Source organism: Limosilactobacillus avium, assembly GCF_947381485.1.
GTDB classification, from domain to species: Bacteria; Bacillota; Bacilli; order Lactobacillales; family Lactobacillaceae; genus Limosilactobacillus; species Limosilactobacillus avium.
Window position 1 is genome coordinate 1 of record NZ_CANCWN010000035.1, and the last position, 16,963, is coordinate 16,963.

The following is a 16,963-nucleotide window of genomic DNA, read 5'->3' on the forward strand; positions in this document are numbered from 1 at the left end:
ATCAAACACCTTTGGAAGTATTCATGAAGTATATTACAGATGACCAATTTCTAATTTAAATTGACATTCCGGGAGTTTAAAACGCAATCGCCAAGATCTTTGCCTGGGCGCTTTCCAGCTCGTCCGCCGTCAAATTGATGAAGCGGTTGACGACCCGCTGGTCCGCCCCGATGTCGTCGACCAGAAAATCATGGATAGTCGTGATGGCCACCCCCGCATGACGAAGGTGCTGAACCGTCATTGCCACGGCCAGCTCCTCCACCTTCGCTGCTGATAGCGAGGCCGGTGCCACTTCTACAACTCCCTGGTAATAACCAGTCATAAATACCTTGTTCATGAACAGGCCCCCTTTTAATGATTATTATAGGCCCTTTCCTGGTTAAAGACTAACCGAGGTACTTTTCCACAACGCCATTATACTTAACCAGGTCCTTTATGCTGGCCGTGTTCTCTGGTTCAACGACGTTTGTCGAAATACGGTCCTCATTATCGTCTTGTTGCTGAAGTCCCCACAGGCTCGACGAAATGATCAACTGCCGTAACTGGTCGCCATCATCCGTTAGTGAATACTGATTTGCATCATCCATGACTGGATTTACGACCCGGAGGTTTTGCAGGGCGTGTAATTCCGCCGCCAGCTGGTCGCTAGTTAACTTCGGGAGCAGCTGCAGCATTTCCCCCTTCGTCAATGGCCGAAAGCCTAACCAGTAGATCATCGTTGGCTGCCATTGACTGGCCATGATCTTCAAAGTATAGGCCAAGCCACTTTCAGTCTTCTTTTCAGTCATTATTCCACTTCCATTCCCAAAATCTATTTCCTTATCCCCCTTATTATACCTGATTAAGAGACAAATGTTTAATTTTAGTATATTAGCCACGGAAGCGACGGTTAACGCACCGCGCTAACTGGTGCTGGAAGTTGGTATCCGGCTCCTCGCCAAAGATGTTGATAAAGGAGGTCCGGACAGCATTGAGCATCATTTGCAAGCGAACATCCTGGTTCAAGCGGAGGCCGTCCTGCCGGCTGCAGTAGGTATCGCTGGCCCGAATCAGGTTGCTTTCCGTCCGCCACATCCCGTAGAGGGCAATCTTATTTTGGATATTCTGCAGCTGAAGGACACTCACCCGGTCGGCCGCATTCACAATCCGCTGAAAGGCCTTCAGGCTGGCATCGATGTATATCTGCAGGTGAAAATCTTCGAACGATACCAGGAGGCGGTCGCGCTCGGTCGAGTAGCAGTAATTGCCGAGAAAGTGGGCCATGTAGTAAACCACCCGGGCATTGCTGGTCCCCTGACTGGGCACGAGGCGGTTATGGCCCGCGATGAGGCCCTGTGTCCGGCACTTGACCCGGGCATAGTAGGCGTCCATCTCGTACTGGTAAATCCCGTTTTGGATACAGAAGCTCTTCAAACATTCCCGCAGCGGCTGCTTGAGGGCCACCACCTGCCCCTCCGTCGTTAGGATCAAGGTTTGCTTCTGGTAGGCAGTCATCGCGACCGTATTGTCAAAACGGGGCTGAAAGCACTCCGTTGTCACGTCAACTGTTAATGAAGCTGGGTCACTAAAATCAAAAACCCGTATTTTATCCACGTAAATTCCCCCACATCAAATCTAAAAATAACGGAATTCTCCCGAAAATATGAAACCGTTTCCGCGAATATTAAGATATCAATTGTCTTTACCCCCGTCAACACCTTTTTTCCGGTCTAAACGCCTGTTTTATCGTTCGTTTAGCTACCCCCTTTTCAGATAAAATGACGGTACTCAAGGGCTCCTGAGAATTTATCCTCAGGAATGATATAAATAATGAATTGTGAAAAAATTACTAACGGACTAACTTTCTTGGTTACCGATAAGCGAATCGCCGTTGTGTACGGTGTTTTGAAGCGTCTGCACGTCTCCTATTACAGTGACTGCTACGACGACCTCTTTCAGGAGGGCTGCCTCGCCTTTGCTGAAGCCTTCGCCTCCTACCCCGGCTGCCCACAGGCGGATGACCGTTTTATGGCCTACGCCTACCAGCGGATCTACTGGCGCCTGCTCGATCTTCTCCGGCAAAATAGCCAGCATGACCAGCAGACAGTCACCGGTGATGCGGACCAGGACCCGGTTGAACTCGTCGTCGACCCCCGGCCCACTTGGGAGGAGGAGCACCTTGTCAATGCCGCCTTCTTCACCTCCCTGGCGGCGCACTGTTCACCTAACCAGCGACGCTACCTAGATGCCAAACTGAACCGACAGTGGAGCGATAAGGAGATTGCCGACCATTACAAGGTCAGTCCTAGCGCCGTTCACCAGTGGAAGACGGGCTTGATTGCAAAGGCCCGCCGGCTCAGCTACAATGGGAATGAATTTGAGGTGAGAAAATGAGTAAACACCAAGTCAATGGGGACCAGGATTGGTTCCACTGTTACTACCGGGGCGAGGACCGGGACGACGGCTGCGCAAACGAGCTCAGCCTGTCTACTGATCCTGCAGGAAACCAGCTTGACCTGCTCGTCAGCAATCCCGGCTTTGACGACGAAAGTCATGACGACACCTTTGCACTGCAGAAGGGGGATGTGGAGAAGCTCAGTGCCTTTTTGCAGGCCTGGCTAAAGCGCCATTGCTGAGGCAAATTGTTTTGGTAATCGTACGCTTCCCCTTACAATAATCCTAAGATGAAAGTGAGGGGTAACCATGTGTACAAGTATTTACCAAGTAACGGACGACCGGACCCACCTTCTGGCACGGACGATGGATTGGCCAGTGCTGGCCGTTTCCCCGCTCTTTGTCCCCCGGAACTTCCGCTGGCAGTCGGTCTATAACCAACGGGTGTACCAGAACAAGTACGCCCTGGTCGGTGGCGGCAGTCTCTCTGCCCACCACGTTGACGTTTCCGACGGGGTTAACGAGTACGGCCTGATGGCCCAGAAGCTGACCTTTGACAACGGGGCCACTTTGGTCGACCAATCGGATGACTCCCGGGTGCAGCTGGCGGCGTACGAGTTTGCCTTCTATATTCTGGGCAACTTCAAGTCAGTCGCCGACCTAGCGGACCACATCGGGGAAATTGACCTGATGAGCGACGTCCATAACGATATCAAGTTTGGGAAGTCGGAGATGCACTTTGCCGTGGCTGACCGGACCGGGCGGATTGTGGTCGTGGAACCAACCAGCCAGCCGATGCGGATTATTGAAAACCCGTTGGGCGTGGTAACCAACAGTCCCGACTACGACCGCCAGCTCAAGCAAATGGAGAAGTACGTGGACTTTACAACTGACTTTCGGGCCGGGAAGGTGCCCTTAAATACCCCGCGGGTAACCACCGGGCGCCTCTCGGGGAAGGCTAACCCACCGGGCTATTATTCACCTAGTGCCCGCTTCATTCGGGCAGCGTACTTACGGGAGCGTTCCGATGTGCCCCAGGATAAGGCCAGTGGGATCACCAGTGAATTTCACCTGCTGGACAGCGTGACGGTTCCCCAGAACAGTCGCCACCAGCCGACCTACTCGGTTTACCGGTCCGTGACGGTCTCTGAAGGGCGGGAATACTATTTCCAATCCTACCACCGGGGCGATACCACCAAGCTCCAGCTGACTGGTGACATGTTGGAATGGACCCATCCCAAGGTCTACCACGTTCCCGACCGACTGGCGGTGCGGGAGGTTAAATAAAATTAAGGTCACTAACAATTCGTTAGCGGCCTTTTTTGTTTGCATCGGTAGCGCTTTCAGGTTACTATATATTTGTAAGTAAATTTTGAAGCTTTTTAGGAGGTATTTTGCTATGGCTAATTTGAATGATTCGCTTACCTTTCCAAACGGAGCAACAGTGGCCAATCGCTTTGTCATGCCGCCAATGCTCACCAACAGTGGTGAAGATGGTTACGCCACCCAGGACACCCTTGACTACTACAATGCCCGGTCCAAGGCGGGTGGAATGATCATCACCGAATACCACTACGTCAGCGAAAACGGTGGTCCTGCCATGACCTGGAAGCGGGGCCGGGAACAACTGGCCGTCTATGACGATAAGTTCATCCCCCAGCTGAAGAAGCTCGCCGCCGCAATCAAGCATTCCGGTAACAAGGCGATCCTCCAGATTGCCCACACCGGCCGGGAAGCCAACTACCGGGCCATGCAGGATAAGCCGGTTTACTCACCGAGCGCCATCGACTTCCCGTTCCTGCCGTACAAGGTCCACGAATTTACCGATGAGCAGGTCAAGCAGGTCGTCGCCGACTTCGGTGCTGCCGCCAAGCGGGCAATTGAGGCTGGTTTTGACGGTGTCGAAATCCACGGTGCCAACCACTACCTAATCCAGCAGTTCTTCTCCCAGTACTCCAACCGGCGGACGGATCACTGGGGTGGCAGTTTGGAGAAGCGGATGAACTTCCCAGTTGCAGTCGTTAAGTCAGTAACGGACGTTGTCAAGAAGTACGCCCCGAAGGACTTCATCGTTGGTTACCGGATCTCCCCCGAAGAAATTCACGGTAAGAACGTCGGCTATACCTGGCACGAGGCTACCCAGCTGATTGATCGCCTGACTAAGGAATTTAACCTAGACTACATCCACCTGTCAATGCTGAAGTATGACTCCAAGCCAGGGGACGCCCTCCTGATGGACCGGGAGCAGGCCGACCAGAAGTTTGACGACTCGGCCAAGCCATTTGCCACCCTCTTCAAGCCATACCTGAACGGTGCCAAGGAAATCATTGTCGGTAGCATCACCAGCAAGGAAGACGCCGAAAAGGCCCTGGAACTTGCCGACCTAGTTGCTGCCGGGCGGGAAACTTTGATTGACCCCCTGTTTGCCGATAAGGTCTTGAACGGTCACGCCGATGAGGTTATCACCACGCTGACCGCTGCTCAGGCCAAGGCTGGTCACCTGACCCAAGGACTGATTGATACCTTCTCTGCCCCACAACTGGGCATTCCGATTAACCGGGCGGACGACCTCAAGACCCTTCACCAGGGCTTCGGTGCCTGGACCGAAATGAAATATCCACAAAATGACCAGATGAAGTAACGAAAGGCGAACTTTTTCTCTCTTTTATTAAAAAAATCGGTGCCAACCTTAATTGTTCTGCACCGATTTTTATTTATATGTTCCAAAAATTGCTGGCACCTCAGTATGCTCAACAAGTTTAGTCCGGTAATGATGAACATCCAAAGTAATAAGTTGGTCACATAGCAGGGCCACGTGCGTTTCCGTATTGGGGTCCTTCTTTGTCCAATCATACGCTAAAGGATACTCCCTTTCAGTCGTTGTAAAGGACACGGCCCATATAAAGGGGCCACGCTCATTTAGCGGTTTCCTTTTTACTATCAACCCAGGAACGCACTCCCCCTTTTTGAAAACGGGCAAGGAAACACGTCCTTTTAAGGACGTGATGAATTGCCTATTTTTTAATCTTTTAATCGAACATACGTTTTGAAATATGATATAATGTACTTAACAAAGAGTGGTATTCAGGTATTAATTAGCTTTGTTGACTAGCCAATGATGAAAGATTGTAGTGAAAATGGCGCAAATTATAAAGGGGATCAAACTTCGCCTATATCCCAATGCCCAGCAAAGGGACCAATTATGGCAGATGTTTGGTAACAATCGCTTCGTTTGGAACCAAATGTTGGTGATGGCCAAGGAACGATATCAAAATAATCCCAGCAGTCATTTCGTCAATGAATACGGGATGAATTATCTACTGAAGAGACTCAAGCAGGAATACCCATTTCTTAGAGCGAGTGACTCAACTAGCTTCCTCGTCGTCAATCACAACCTCGCCCAAGCTTTTAAGATGTTATTTAAACATCGGGGCGGTTACCCACGTTTTAAATCGCGTCGTGCTATTCGGCAGGCTTATACGGGGCGGTCAGTTTGTCGGGTACTTGCTAAACGGCGGGTGAGGTTGCCTAAGCTGGGCAGCATCCGCACCAGCAAAACAACCTTGTTAGCTAATGGCAAGATTAAATGCTATACGGTTTGCCTTGAGCCCACCGGCCGCTACTACCTGTCCTTACAAGTGGCGATTGAGGCTCCCGAACACTTAAGGAAGACGGGAAAAGCAGTTGGAATTGATGTTGGCATCACTAATCTAGCCATTAGTTCTGATGGAATCAAGTACGGAACATTTAATTCTAAATGGGTGGAAAAACAAGCAATCAGGTGGCAAAGTAAGTATGCCAAACGGAAGCATCAGGCGACGGTTGCCGTCTGTCAGTGGAACCATAACCACAAAACCTTCAAGAAAGAACTAAGTGATTACCAAAACTGGCAACGAGCACAGCAGCAAAAGGCCCGTTACCAAGCTAAGGTAGCGAGCCAGCGTAAAGATTATTTGCATAAACTAACAACGACCTTGGTTAAGCAATACGACGTAATCGTCATTGAAGATTTGAAAGCCAAAAACCTTCAAAAAAATCATTGCCTAGCTAAGGCCATTGCAAATGCCAGTTGGTATCAGTTCCGGACCATGTTGGCGTATAAGTGTGCCTGGTATGGTAAGAAATTAGTAACTGTTAAACCAAACTATACCAGCCAAATTTGTAGCCACTGTGGTTACCATAGCGGACCAAAGCCGTTACAAATTCGTGAATGGACATGCCAAAGCTGTGGTACCCATCACGACCGGGATATTAATGCGGCAGTTAATATCTTGCGTCAAGGATTAAAAGCCGTTGGCTAGGGACTAGCCATGGTAAAAGAGTGGAGTTCTGTAAGTTAGGTAGCTTGAATACAGGTATAATATCCTAAATACTACTTCATGTTCCCAGAAGCGCGGTCATTGATGGCCGTGTAGTTCACGCTCATTGTTATTCTTGGATTTTGGATTATTTGACACTGTAATAATGTCACTTCGTTCGTAATGCTCGTGGTTAAATACCATAAGCATTAACTCCTCACCATATTAGTTATTTCGTGTTAAGGCACTGCTATCCTCACTCGCACGATAACCTTTTTAGTAAAGTTCCTTGCCGATAGCACCACCCTTGTCCACCACTTCAAATGGATAAGGGTGCTTACTATCATAGCTTTCAAATAATCTATCTAACAATTTTCCTTCCCTTTTAGGTTTTATCACGATTGCATCGTCCGTGATATCTACACAAACCTCATCATCACCAGGGGTAATGCCAACTTGTTTTAGCATCTCTTTAGGAAGGCGAATTACATTGGAATTACCCCATTTTCTTAATTTAAGCGTTTCCTCCATGACGATTCCTCCGAGTATCCGTGCGTATTCTCACAATTTAGGACTAGTTATAGTATACGCTTGTATATCCACATTTTAACCTAGATATACAAATGTCATCAAACACTTTTAAAGCACAAAAAGCTGGAGGAAAATTTCCTCCAGCTTTTTATTTTACTTCTTCATCTTGCAGCCCGACCAGCTGATAAAGCTCGTGCCAGTATTCCAGCAGGAGCTCAAAGTCTGCTGGGGTCAAGCCGTCCCGGTTCAACTGGTTAAATTCCAGTAGTTCGTTCCGCAGGCGGAAGGCAAAGTCGTTGATCTTGACCACTGGCTGCTTGGTCTGACCATCCGGCAGCATTAACAAGATATCCGTCGCCATCTGGTTGGCCGTTTGATCAAAGAGGTTGAACAGTTCCCGGTTCTTAAAGGCCTGGGGCTCCAGAACCTGGTCCCTTTGACGGTCAAACTTCTTGTACCAGGAGGCCATCCCCCGCCAATAGTCCGTCGCCAACTTTTTACTCTGCGGGTCAGCCCAGGACATCGAGTACCGGTTCAGGCTTTCCCACTGCTTCAGGATCTCAAAATACAGGGACTCGTGGGGGCCAAACTGGTCCTCCCGGTTGTCCTCTACAAACTTACGGAGCTCAGCAATCATCTGGTTGGGTTGTTTTTGTTCCATTTAATTCACCTATTATTTTTAATTTATTTGCCGTGGCTGAAGAACTGAGCCGCCTTAATAGCCTGTTGCCAGCCGGCGTAGATCTTGTCAGCCTGTTCTGCGGTCATCTGCGGGTTAAATTCGTCACCAATCTTGGAAAGCTTGCGCAGCTCATCCTGGTCGGCCCAGAAGTCAACCGCCAGGCCCGCCAAGAAGGCAGCACCCAACGCGGTCGTCTCCTCCATGGCCGCCCGCTTAATTGGCGTCTGCAGAATGTCCGCCTGGAATTGCATCATGAAATTATTCCGGGAGGCCCCCCCGTTAACCGTCAGAGCCGTCAACGGGAGCTTGGTATCCTTGACCATTGTGTCAACGACGTCCCGGGTCTGAAGGGCAATCGACTCCAGGGTGGCCCGAACCAGGTGCTTGCGGTTCGTCCCCCGGGTCAGGCCAAATATGGCGCCCCGCACTTCCTGGTCCCAGTATGGTGCCCCGAGTCCGGTAAAGGACGGAACCACGTAGACGCCCCCGGTCGTCTGGGCATCCAGGGCCATCTGCTCGGACTCACTGGCGTGTTTAAACAGCTGCAGGCCATCGCGGAGCCACTGGACAGCGGACCCGGCGACAAAGATACTCCCTTCCAGGGCATAGTAGGTCTTACCGCCGACCCCGTAAGCAATCGTGGTCAGCAGGCCGTTGTCCGACAAGGTCGGTTCCAGGCCGGTGTTCATCACGATAAAGGCCCCGGTCCCGTAGGTATTTTTGACCGACCCCTTTTCATAAGCGGCCTGGCCAAAGAGGGCTGCCTGCTGGTCCCCGGCGATTCCAGCAATCGGGATCTGGACACCGTAGAAGTGGTAGTCTCCGGTGTAGCCGAAAATGGCCGAACTGGGCTTAACCTCCGGCAGGATAGCCCGTGGGATGTCCAGCAAGTCTAAGATGTCCTGGTCCCACTCCAGCTTATGGATGTTGAAGAGCATCGTCCGGCTGGCGTTAGTCACGTCGGTGGCGTGGACCCGCCGCCCACTCAGGTTCCACAAGAGCCAAGTGTCGATGGTGCCAAACATCAACTCACCCTTAGCGGCGCGCTCACAGGCCCCCGGGACCCGGTCCAAAATCCACTTGATCTTAGTGGCGGCAAAGTAGGAATCGATTACTAACCCGGTCTTGGCGTGGATCATATCCTTGTAGCCGTCCTTGATCAACTGCTCAGCGATATCACTCGTCTGCTTTGACTGCCAGACAACCGCGTGGTAAATCGGCTTGCCCGTCTTCTTGTCCCAGATAACGGTGGTTTCCCGCTGGTTGGTAATCCCAATGGCCGCAATCTTGTAAGGCTTAATCTGGGTCTTGATCATCACGTCCGAAATGACGGCCTGGACACTGTCCCAGATTTCCATCGCATCGTGCTCGACCCAGCCGGGCTTGGGGAAGTACTGGGGGAATTCCTGCTGGCTCATGCCGACCTTATTACCGGCGTGGTCAAAGATAATTGCCCGGGCACTCGTGGTCCCCTCATCAATCGCCATTATATACTGTTGCTCATTCAAAGTTGTTCATCCTTTCAAGCAAGCTGGAAAAGCGCCGCGCAACTCGTCGATTTCCGCGATTGCCTATAAATACCTAAAACAACAAAGAGGCTGGAAAAGTAATCTTTCCAGCCTCCAGATTAACAATTATTTGTCGCTTACCATCGTCCCGCCAACACTGTAACGGTCCTTACGCATCTCGTTTAAGACAATGTGTACCCGGTCTGCTGGAACATTGGCGTTCTTGGAAATTGCTGCGGTAACGTCCTTAACGAGGCCCTTGAGTTGTTCTTCACTCCGGCCTTCGATTAGGTCAATATGAACCAATGGCATAAGTAATACCCTCCTCGAATAATCTCACTTAATCTTACCATAAATATAGTAATAAGGGTATCCCTGAAAGCGATTAATTCCGCCGCCGCAACTGCCGACGGGCCTCCTCGGCCGCGGTCTGGTCACCAGTGAAGATCATGTGGTCACCTTCCTCTAAGACCGTGTCACCATGGGGCGAGATTGCCCGGTGGTTCCGGTAAATCCGGCTGACCGTGATCTGGTCGATAAACGGCAGGGTGTGTAATTCACTACCAATGAAGCGGGGGTTGCGGACAACCGCTTCGTACAGGCCGGCATCGGTGTCCATCAGCATTTCCAGAATCGATGGCGTCTCAATCAAGGAGCGCAAGACACTGATCTGGACATTGAAGGTGTTGTAAATCTCAATCCCCATGTCGACGAGGTTGCCGACCTTCTCCCGGTTCCGCCCGGGGGCGTTTTGCCCGGCGATGACCCGGTTGACCCCGGCCTTTTTAGCCATAATCGCCAGCCGCGCGTTTTTCTTGTCACTCGGGAAGGCCAGGACCAGGACGTCGGTGTCAAAGAAGTGGCCCTTTTGCAGGCTTTCTGCCGTCAATTCCGGCAGGTAGGTCAGGTCATTGACCTCGCTGTTAAAGGTCTTGTAGTTTTCTTCGCTGTCCGTCACCATCCGGACATCGTACCAGTTCTTCGAAAGTTGCTGGGTAACCGGCACACTGAAGGTGTTGGTCCCAATGAAGACCACCCGCTGCTTGATCAGGTCGGCCTTCTCCAGCTTGTAGACCGAATTGAAGACCACCGGCGCAATCAGGCAGACCACCACGGCCGCCAGAACAAAGGCGTCTGACTGGGTAGTGGTGATGGCGTGCAGGTTGCGGGCCACCGCCAGCGCTGGCAGGACCAGGGTGATCGTCGTAACGACCAGGAAGCTGCCCGCAAAGGAGTTCCGCGTCGAAAACCGCCGCTTGTAGATGAACATGATCGGCAGCTTGGCAATGATGAAGCAAGCGACCAAAACGGGAATCAGGGCCAGGGCCTGGGGGTGGGTGATCAGGGTCCGCAGGTCAAGCCGGACCCCGGTCATGATGAAGAAGAACGGAATCAAGAAGCCGTACCCAATCGAGGTCAGCTTATCCTTCGTGGACTCGGTCGGCTCGAGGAGCTTCATTACCATCCCGGCCAGAAAGGCCCCCAGGATGTTTTCCGCCCCGACACTTTCCGCAATCGTCACCAGGATGAAGATCAGTGAGAAGGCCAGGCGAATGTCGAGCTGGGTCGTCGACTTAGAAATCCGGTTAAACCACATGTAGGGTTGCTTGAACCGCATCAAGAGGATGATGGCGGCTAAGAAAAGAAGGAGGATCAACCACAGCCGCTTGGCATTGCCCCCGTTAATGGAGGCGTAGATGGTGAGGGACAGCATCGGCACAACTTCCCCCAGCACCGCCGTCAATAGGATGGTCTGCCCCGCTGGCCGGCCGAGGATCTCCTTTTCCTTCAGGGTAGCGATAACCACCCCGAGGGCCACCGTCGAGAAGAGGATGGTGGCTAAGAAGACGTCCGAGAAGAGCCCCACCAGGCGGAGGATAATCCCGAGAATCGCCGCGGTCACGATGACCACGACAAAGGACATGCTGGCCAGGCTGACCGGCGACTTACTGTCGGGTTTCTTCCCCGGCTGGCGCTTGAAGAGGTCAAAGTTGATCTCCATCCCCGAGAGAAACATCAGCATGATCACCCCAAAGGTCGACATCATGTTGAGGATCTCGTTGGGGGCCACGATGTTAAACGCACTCTTGCCGAGAATAATCCCCATCACGATTTCCGCCACCGCGGTGGGGACGGTGGAAACTTTAAAGCGGGCCATGATGATGGGAATAATCAGGGCCGCTACCATTACAATCAATACAGAGACTTGCTCCATAGTTTTCGCTCCCTTACTTTTTATCTTCACTATTATATAATCGGCGCCTGTAAATGAAAACAACTATTTTGCCAGCGTCCCAGTCGACTTTCGGTGATTTTCAATGTACAATTGATAAACGTTAATAATTACAAAAAAGGAGTTTCTAAATTCCATGACAAATAAGTTAAGTGCCTGCACAAGCATTTTAATTGGTAAAAACGCCAGTATCGACGGCACAATCATGATTGGGCGAAACGAAGACGCCAAGGCCGCCTGGCCTAAGCACATGGTCGTCCACCCGCACGAGGCCCTTAGCAAACGCTTCATCTCCAAGGACTCGAAGTTCGAGCTGGAGCTGCCCGGAAACAGCGCTCGCTACACGGCCACTCCGGAATGGACGGACAAGGAGGGCCTGTTTGAAGAAGACGGCATCAACGAATACGACGTGGCCATGAGTGCGACCGAGAGTGCCTACGCCAACCCGCTGGTCCTGGGCTGCGACCCCCTGGTACCGGATGGGCTGAATGAGGAGGCGATGATCACCGTCGTCCTCCCCTTCGTCAAGACCGCTCGTGAAGGGGTCCAGCGGCTCGGCAACTTGATTGCCCAGTACGGGACCGGTGAAACCAACGGGGTCCTCTTCGCCGACAACGACGAGGCCTGGTACTTTGAGAGCGGCAGTGGTCACTACTGGGTGGCCCAGCGGATTCCAGACAACTCCTACGCGGTGGTCGCTAACCAGCTGGCCATCCAGGAAATTGACTTCCAGGACCCGGATAACTACATGTTCCACCCTGGCATCCAGGATTTCGTGGCCGCCAACCACCTCAACCCGGCCAAGGAGGGCTTTAACTTCCGACAAATCTTCGGCACCGCCGACCGGTCGGACGCCATCTACAGCGAGCCCCGGGTCTGGGTTGGCCACCAGATGTTCAGCCCTAACGCCGCTAAGGACGAGCACCCCGAGGATACCGACCTCCCCTTCATCATGAAGCCAGAAAAGAAGCTATCGGTCTTCGATGCCCAGCAGTACCTGGCCAACCACTTTGAAGGCACACCATATGACCCGCTCGGCAAGGGTCCCGATGCCCATAAGTACCGGCCAATCAGCCTGGCCAAGACCCAGGAGTCCCACGTCCTGCAGATGAACCGGCAGCCGGGGGCCAACATCCACTGGCTGGCAATGGGCGTGGCGGCACAAAGTACCTACGTGCCCTTCTTCAACGGCATCACCGATGTTCCGGCGCCTTACAAGCGGGGCAAGCTTCCCGCCCAGCTCAACTCAGCCTACTGGATTTTCAAACACGCCAGCGTCCTCGTTGACAGCCACCTCCACGACTTCCTACCCCTCTTAGAGGATGTCCAAAAGGAGCGCAAGCGTGCCGCCATCAAGATGATCCAGGAAACGGACGCCGTCGTCGCCAAGCTGGCCGCCGACAAACGCCCGGCCTACCTGACCCAGCAGAGCAACAACTTCGCGGTCGACACCATGAACGCCTACAAGAAGCTGGCCCTGGAACTGATCACCAAGATGACCGACTACTCGCCGCTTAACTTCAATACAGACGAAAACCTGTAAAACAACATGACCGCTAGCATTCGGTAGCAACCGAACGTTAGCGGTCTTTTTCTATTTCAATAGGTCTTCCCACTGCTTAACAAAGGCAGCCTCGTTATATTGGGCGGCAATCTGCCGGGCCGCGTTCGACCTGGCCGGGTAACCCTGGGGGTCACTCAGGATGGCCACCGCCTGCCGGGCCAGGGCTGCGGGGTTGGCGTTTTGCACCAGGGCCTGGTTAGGCAGCAAGGCCTTGACGTCGGGAACGTTGTAGCTGATCACCGGGACGCCGTGGCTCAGGGCCTCGACCATGTTCATCCCCAGCCCCTCGTTCTCACTGGCGTTGATGAAGAGGTCAGCATGGTCATAAATGGTTGGCTCCAGGCCGTAGTCCACCAAGTCGACACTTGCGGTCAGTCCCAACTGGTTAATCAGGCCCGTCACCTGCGGCTGGTAGCTGGCGGTGAAGTAGCCCTGCATGACCAGGCGGGCCTTGGGCAGTTGCTGGTGGACGAGCTGGAAGGCCCGGACCAGGTCGGTGATCCGCTTAACCGGCGTCAGCATCCCCCGGTACACCAGGGTTGGCTGACTGCTCAGCTGGCGGTCCGTCGCCACGGTTGGGTAGTAACAGTCCATGACCGGGTGAAGGGCCTTCCGGTAGGTGACAAACTTCTGTAGGGCCCGAGCCTCCTGCTTGCTGGGCAAGGCCACCTTGGTGAAGTGGCCCGCTGCATTCCCGTTCAGGGCGACTTGGTAATCCTGGTAGACCCCCTGCTTATTGGCGGCCTGACTGTGGATGACCGCAATCGTCTGAACAGGCTGGTCAACGGCCAGGACGTTAGCATCGACGCTCCGCCTGTCACTGACGAAGGTTGCTTGTTCTTGGCGGTTCAGTTCGTTCAGGAAGAAGGTGAAGAGGTCCCCTTCTGAGTCGAAAATCCGGTCCTGTCCCTGGTAGTGGATTAATTTCCACATCGTTGGCCGGACCTGGTCGCCGATATGCATGTGGGTGATTTCCAGGACCGGCTGCCCCGCTGGGCTGAAGAAGCGCTCGCTCCCCACGGTCCCGTCCGGGTGGTAGGTCTGAACCATGGACTTGAACCCCCGCCAGTCCCAGTATTCACGGACGGCCGGGTGGCCCAGGTCATCGAGGTATTCGACGTCGCCGACCAGGCCGACCGTTGCTGGCATCACGTGGATTCTTGCCAAGGCCTTCCCCTGGTAGCGGATTTCTGAGAGATTATTGTCAACGCCAACGATGTGGTAGTCCGCTAGGGGGATGCTCTTCAGGTAACGGAGGTGCTGCTTTTTCCGCGGCACGTCCAGGGCCCCCTGGAAGAAGTCATACATGTTGATTGAGTCCGTCTGGTCCAAGCCATGCTGGGCAAGGTTCTGACTGAGGAAGCGGTTGTAGTTGCGGGTCACGATTTTTACCTGGTGCCCCGCCCGCTTCAGTGCTTGCAGGCGTTGGATTTGGGAAAATTCCGTTCCTGAGTTCAGGCTAAAGATATTTTCACCAACAAGGTAAATCATTTACTGCACCCCCTTCAACCGCTCCTGGGCGGTCGTGATTAGTTTCTGCCAATCCTGCCAAACGCTATCCGGTGAGTAGCGACGGGCAGAATCATAGGCCCCGTCGCTCATCTTTTGCATTAGATTCGAATCCTGTAAGAGCTCAACCAGGCGCCTGCCGAGGGCCCGGTAGTCACCGTAGTCCACCACGTAGCCATTCTTGCCATCCTGGATGATGTCGTTGGGCCCGTAGTTAACGTCGTAGGTCACGCCGACGACCCCGTGGGAGATGGCCTCCATGATTGACAGATTGAACCCTTCCATGGTTGAGGTCAGACCAAAGATCTGGGCCCGGTCCTCGATTGCCGCCAGGTCACTGGTGTAGCCCTTAAAGGACACCACATTGGTGAGGTCCAGGTCGGTGATGAGTTTGGTGAGCTTCCGCTTTTCCTCGTAGTTATTGGCCGAATCAGGGTAGCCGTAGAGGTCCAAGGTTACCGCTGGCACCTGGTCGTGGGCAATCTTGACCGCCTTGATCAGGGCCCCGAGGTTCTTCTCCCGGGCAATCCGGGCCACCGCGATGATTTTACCAAAGGTCCGCTGACTTTCCGGAACGCGGGGCGCCGTGAGCTGGCTCTCCGGGACAATACCCACCGGAATCGTGAACATGTCGCAGGTCGGGTGGAAGCGGGCGATGACGTCGCGTGTCTGCCGGGCGGTCGCACAGATGTAGGCCGAGTAGCGGTTGATATTGGTTAGGGCGTATTCGTAATTGTCATTAAGAATTGAGTGGAGAGGGTCCTGGGCATCACCAGCCTGCGAGTTGTGGAGGTGCATGACCGTGTATGCCGGCCGGTCCAGGTGGATCAGGGCATCGTCCGCCAACAGTGACCGGTCCAGAATAAAGGTGTTCTGGCCACTGGCGTTAACCGTGTTCAAGAAAAAGGCAAAGAGTTGGTCCATGGTGGCAAACTGGTGGACAAGCTGGTGGTGGTCACGCAGCCACCAACCGGTCGTGGTCAGCTTGCCGTCGGCGTCGTAATTGTGAAAGGCGCGGATCACGACTTCGCCATCCGGGGTGAGCCATTCCTCATTGTCAATCTTGTTGTCCGGTGAATACCACTGCAGGAGGGTCCGGAAGCCCCGGGTGTCGTAGTTGTCGACCCGGTAAAGGTTGCCATAGCCATCGAACAGTTCGACCGTGGTCACTTGTTCATTGTTGTCTGGATCGTAGTTGACCCGGGCCAGGAGCCGGCCGTCGGGACGCGACACCAGGTAGCGGTGGTTGGCATCGTCTTTTACCAGATTAGGGTTGGCAACCCCCAGGTCGAGGTCCTTGACCGTGACCCTTTGCTGGGGAAGAGCGACCGTATCTTGGAAGTAGTCAAACATGGACAAAAGGTGCTGGTCATCGACCCCCGCCCGGGCCGCGGTGGCGTGGAGGTCCCGGGTCCAGTCGTGAATGATGATTTTGCATGGGTAGTGGTGCTGTTCGAACAGGCGCAGGCGCTTGAGCTCGGCGTGTTCAATGCCGGACTTGTAATCGGGCATTCCAAAGTTGATAAAGTAAAGCATTGTATGTTCCTCTATAGGTCAAAAATAAAGAAGCTGGGAAAAAAGCTTCAGAGTGCTCCGTATGGCTAGTATAGGACGATTGTTGGCACGGTACGGGCCAATGATTGTCCGTAACTAGACACTAGGAGCACGCTTTTTTCCGCGATTACTGTGTAATATTCGGAGAACTAAAAGAGGCTGGTGAGAAAACAAAGTTTTCTACCAGCCTCCTTTATAGATCATTGTAATTGTAAAAAAGCGGTTTTAGTTACGCTTCTTCCGTAAGCCTAAGCCCAGCATTGCGCTCATGCTTACCATTCCCAGAGCAACCAGGGAAACGGCCTTGTTGTTACCAGTTTGTGGTAAGGTCTGGTTAGCAGCGGCCGTCTTAGTAGCGTTAGCACCTTGGCCTTCAGCAGTTACGGTTGCACTAGCAGTGGCTTGGTTGTTACCTGCTTCGGCAGATGCGGCGTTCGTTGCAGCGTTGTTGTGGTCAGTTGTGTTGCCAAACATATCTGAGTTGTTGGCATTGATTTCACCAGAGTTAGTTGCTTCAGATGCTACAGAACTTGCTGCACTAGATTGTGCGGAACTCGTTGCGCTAGATTGGGCAGAGCTTGTTGCACTAGATTGGGCAGAGCTTGTTGCACTGGATTGTGCGGAACTTGTTGCGCTGGATTGTGCGGAGCTCGTTGCGCTGGATTGTGCAGAGCTTGCTGCACTAGACTGGGCAGAACTTGTTGCGCTGGA

General features: G+C 53.1%; 17 protein-coding genes. 6 read left to right on the plus strand and 11 right to left on the minus strand.

All coding sequences use genetic code 11. The annotated features are described in order from the left end of the window. Positions 1-76 precede the first annotated feature (76 nt). From QOS01_RS09030 to QOS01_RS09040, 3 genes are all read right to left on the minus strand, one after another. On the minus strand, positions 77-337 hold the full coding sequence (locus QOS01_RS09030) for a hypothetical protein (protein ID WP_283622064.1): 261 nt from the start codon (positions 335-337) through the stop codon (positions 77-79). A gap of 49 nt (positions 338-386) precedes the next feature. Further along, the gene (locus tag QOS01_RS09035) at positions 387-788 is read right to left on the minus strand and encodes a winged helix-turn-helix transcriptional regulator (RefSeq protein WP_283622065.1); all 402 of its coding nucleotides are present in this window, start codon (positions 786-788) and stop codon (positions 387-389) included. 82 nt (positions 789-870) lie between these two features. Further along, entirely contained in the window at positions 871-1,593 is a 723-nt protein-coding gene (locus QOS01_RS09040) for a hypothetical protein (RefSeq protein ID WP_283622066.1), read from the minus strand. 216 nt (positions 1,594-1,809) lie between these two features. Here QOS01_RS09040 and QOS01_RS09045 point away from each other — a divergent pair, with 216 nt between their 5' ends. The 5 genes from QOS01_RS09045 to QOS01_RS09065 all read left to right on the plus strand — a co-directional run bounded on the left by QOS01_RS09045 (position 1,810) and on the right by QOS01_RS09065 (position 6,674). Beyond that, a complete protein-coding gene (locus tag QOS01_RS09045; protein WP_283622067.1) occupies positions 1,810-2,373 on the plus strand; it encodes a sigma-70 family RNA polymerase sigma factor in 564 nt (187 codons plus the stop codon). After that, complete coding sequence (locus QOS01_RS09050; protein ID WP_283622068.1) at positions 2,370-2,615, plus strand: hypothetical protein; 246 nt, start codon at positions 2,370-2,372, stop codon at positions 2,613-2,615. The genes QOS01_RS09045 and QOS01_RS09050 overlap by 4 nt, the downstream gene beginning before the upstream one ends. A 67-nt stretch (positions 2,616-2,682) precedes the next feature. Next, on the plus strand, positions 2,683-3,660 hold the full coding sequence (locus QOS01_RS09055; RefSeq protein ID WP_283622069.1) for a linear amide C-N hydrolase: 978 nt from the start codon (positions 2,683-2,685) through the stop codon (positions 3,658-3,660). Between the two features lie 112 nt (positions 3,661-3,772). Beyond that, the gene (locus QOS01_RS09060) at positions 3,773-5,014 is read left to right on the plus strand and encodes an oxidoreductase (RefSeq protein ID WP_283622070.1); all 1,242 of its coding nucleotides are present in this window, start codon (positions 3,773-3,775) and stop codon (positions 5,012-5,014) included. 496 nt (positions 5,015-5,510) lie between these two features. Next, on the plus strand, positions 5,511-6,674 hold the full coding sequence (locus QOS01_RS09065) for an RNA-guided endonuclease TnpB family protein (protein WP_283622071.1): 1,164 nt from the start codon (positions 5,511-5,513) through the stop codon (positions 6,672-6,674). Positions 6,675-6,947: 273 nt separating this feature from the next. Here QOS01_RS09065 and QOS01_RS09070 read toward each other — a convergent pair whose 3' ends face one another. The 5 genes from QOS01_RS09070 to QOS01_RS09090 form a co-directional block, all read right to left on the minus strand. After that, positions 6,948-7,202, minus strand: coding sequence for an AbrB/MazE/SpoVT family DNA-binding domain-containing protein (locus QOS01_RS09070; RefSeq protein ID WP_283622072.1), 255 nt, complete (start codon positions 7,200-7,202; stop codon positions 6,948-6,950). Positions 7,203-7,350: 148 nt separating this feature from the next. Then, a complete protein-coding gene (locus QOS01_RS09075; protein WP_283622073.1) occupies positions 7,351-7,863 on the minus strand; it encodes a hypothetical protein in 513 nt (170 codons plus the stop codon). 23 nt (positions 7,864-7,886) lie between these two features. Continuing rightward, the gene (gene glpK, locus QOS01_RS09080; RefSeq protein ID WP_283622074.1) at positions 7,887-9,392 is read right to left on the minus strand and encodes a glycerol kinase GlpK; all 1,506 of its coding nucleotides are present in this window, start codon (positions 9,390-9,392) and stop codon (positions 7,887-7,889) included. Between the two features lie 126 nt (positions 9,393-9,518). Then, positions 9,519-9,704 (minus strand): 2-hydroxymuconate tautomerase, encoded by a 186-nt coding sequence (locus QOS01_RS09085; protein WP_003715255.1) that lies wholly within the window; start codon positions 9,702-9,704, stop codon positions 9,519-9,521. 73 nt (positions 9,705-9,777) lie between these two features. Next, complete coding sequence (locus QOS01_RS09090) at positions 9,778-11,607, minus strand: cation:proton antiporter family protein (protein ID WP_283622075.1); 1,830 nt, start codon at positions 11,605-11,607, stop codon at positions 9,778-9,780. 154 nt (positions 11,608-11,761) lie between these two features. Between QOS01_RS09090 and QOS01_RS09095 the strand changes: the two genes are divergently transcribed. Then, positions 11,762-13,168: a C69 family dipeptidase gene (locus QOS01_RS09095; protein ID WP_283622076.1), complete on the plus strand. Its 1,407-nt coding sequence runs from the start codon at positions 11,762-11,764 to the stop codon at positions 13,166-13,168. Positions 13,169-13,219: 51 nt separating this feature from the next. Here QOS01_RS09095 and QOS01_RS09100 read toward each other — a convergent pair whose 3' ends face one another. The 3 genes from QOS01_RS09100 to QOS01_RS09110 all read right to left on the minus strand — a co-directional run. Next, on the minus strand, positions 13,220-14,680 hold the full coding sequence (locus tag QOS01_RS09100; protein ID WP_283622077.1) for a glycosyltransferase: 1,461 nt from the start codon (positions 14,678-14,680) through the stop codon (positions 13,220-13,222). Further along, positions 14,681-16,234 carry a glycosyltransferase family 4 protein gene (locus QOS01_RS09105; protein WP_283622078.1) on the minus strand — a complete coding sequence of 518 codons (1,554 nt, stop codon included), beginning with the start codon at positions 16,232-16,234 and terminating at the stop codon, positions 14,681-14,683. Between the two features lie 243 nt (positions 16,235-16,477). Beyond that, a partial coding sequence (locus QOS01_RS09110; RefSeq protein ID WP_283622079.1) for an LPXTG cell wall anchor domain-containing protein occupies positions 16,478-16,963 on the minus strand: 486 nt, incomplete at its 5' end.

Bases quoted from the DNA above. Each gene is read 5' to 3' on its own strand.
- QOS01_RS09045 (WP_283622067.1), top strand. From the start codon at position 1,810: ATGAATTGTGAAAAAATTACTAACGGACTAACTTTCTTGGTTACCGAT.
- QOS01_RS09030 (WP_283622064.1), bottom strand. From the start codon at position 337: ATGAACAAGGTATTTATGACTGGTTATTACCAGGGAGTTGTAGAAGTG.
- QOS01_RS09050 (WP_283622068.1), top strand. From the start codon at position 2,370: ATGAGTAAACACCAAGTCAATGGGGACCAGGATTGGTTCCACTGTTAC.
- QOS01_RS09075 (WP_283622073.1), bottom strand. From the start codon at position 7,863: ATGGAACAAAAACAACCCAACCAGATGATTGCTGAGCTCCGTAAGTTT.
- QOS01_RS09065 (WP_283622071.1), top strand. From the start codon at position 5,511: ATGGCGCAAATTATAAAGGGGATCAAACTTCGCCTATATCCCAATGCC.
- QOS01_RS09035 (WP_283622065.1), bottom strand. From the start codon at position 788: ATGACTGAAAAGAAGACTGAAAGTGGCTTGGCCTATACTTTGAAGATC.
- QOS01_RS09085 (WP_003715255.1), bottom strand. From the start codon at position 9,704: ATGCCATTGGTTCATATTGACCTAATCGAAGGCCGGAGTGAAGAACAA.
- QOS01_RS09070 (WP_283622072.1), bottom strand. From the start codon at position 7,202: ATGGAGGAAACGCTTAAATTAAGAAAATGGGGTAATTCCAATGTAATT.
- QOS01_RS09100 (WP_283622077.1), bottom strand. From the start codon at position 14,680: ATGATTTACCTTGTTGGTGAAAATATCTTTAGCCTGAACTCAGGAACG.
- QOS01_RS09090 (WP_283622075.1), bottom strand. From the start codon at position 11,607: ATGGAGCAAGTCTCTGTATTGATTGTAATGGTAGCGGCCCTGATTATT.
- QOS01_RS09055 (WP_283622069.1), top strand. From the start codon at position 2,683: ATGTGTACAAGTATTTACCAAGTAACGGACGACCGGACCCACCTTCTG.
- QOS01_RS09095 (WP_283622076.1), top strand. From the start codon at position 11,762: ATGACAAATAAGTTAAGTGCCTGCACAAGCATTTTAATTGGTAAAAAC.
- QOS01_RS09105 (WP_283622078.1), bottom strand. From the start codon at position 16,234: ATGCTTTACTTTATCAACTTTGGAATGCCCGATTACAAGTCCGGCATT.
- QOS01_RS09060 (WP_283622070.1), top strand. From the start codon at position 3,773: ATGGCTAATTTGAATGATTCGCTTACCTTTCCAAACGGAGCAACAGTG.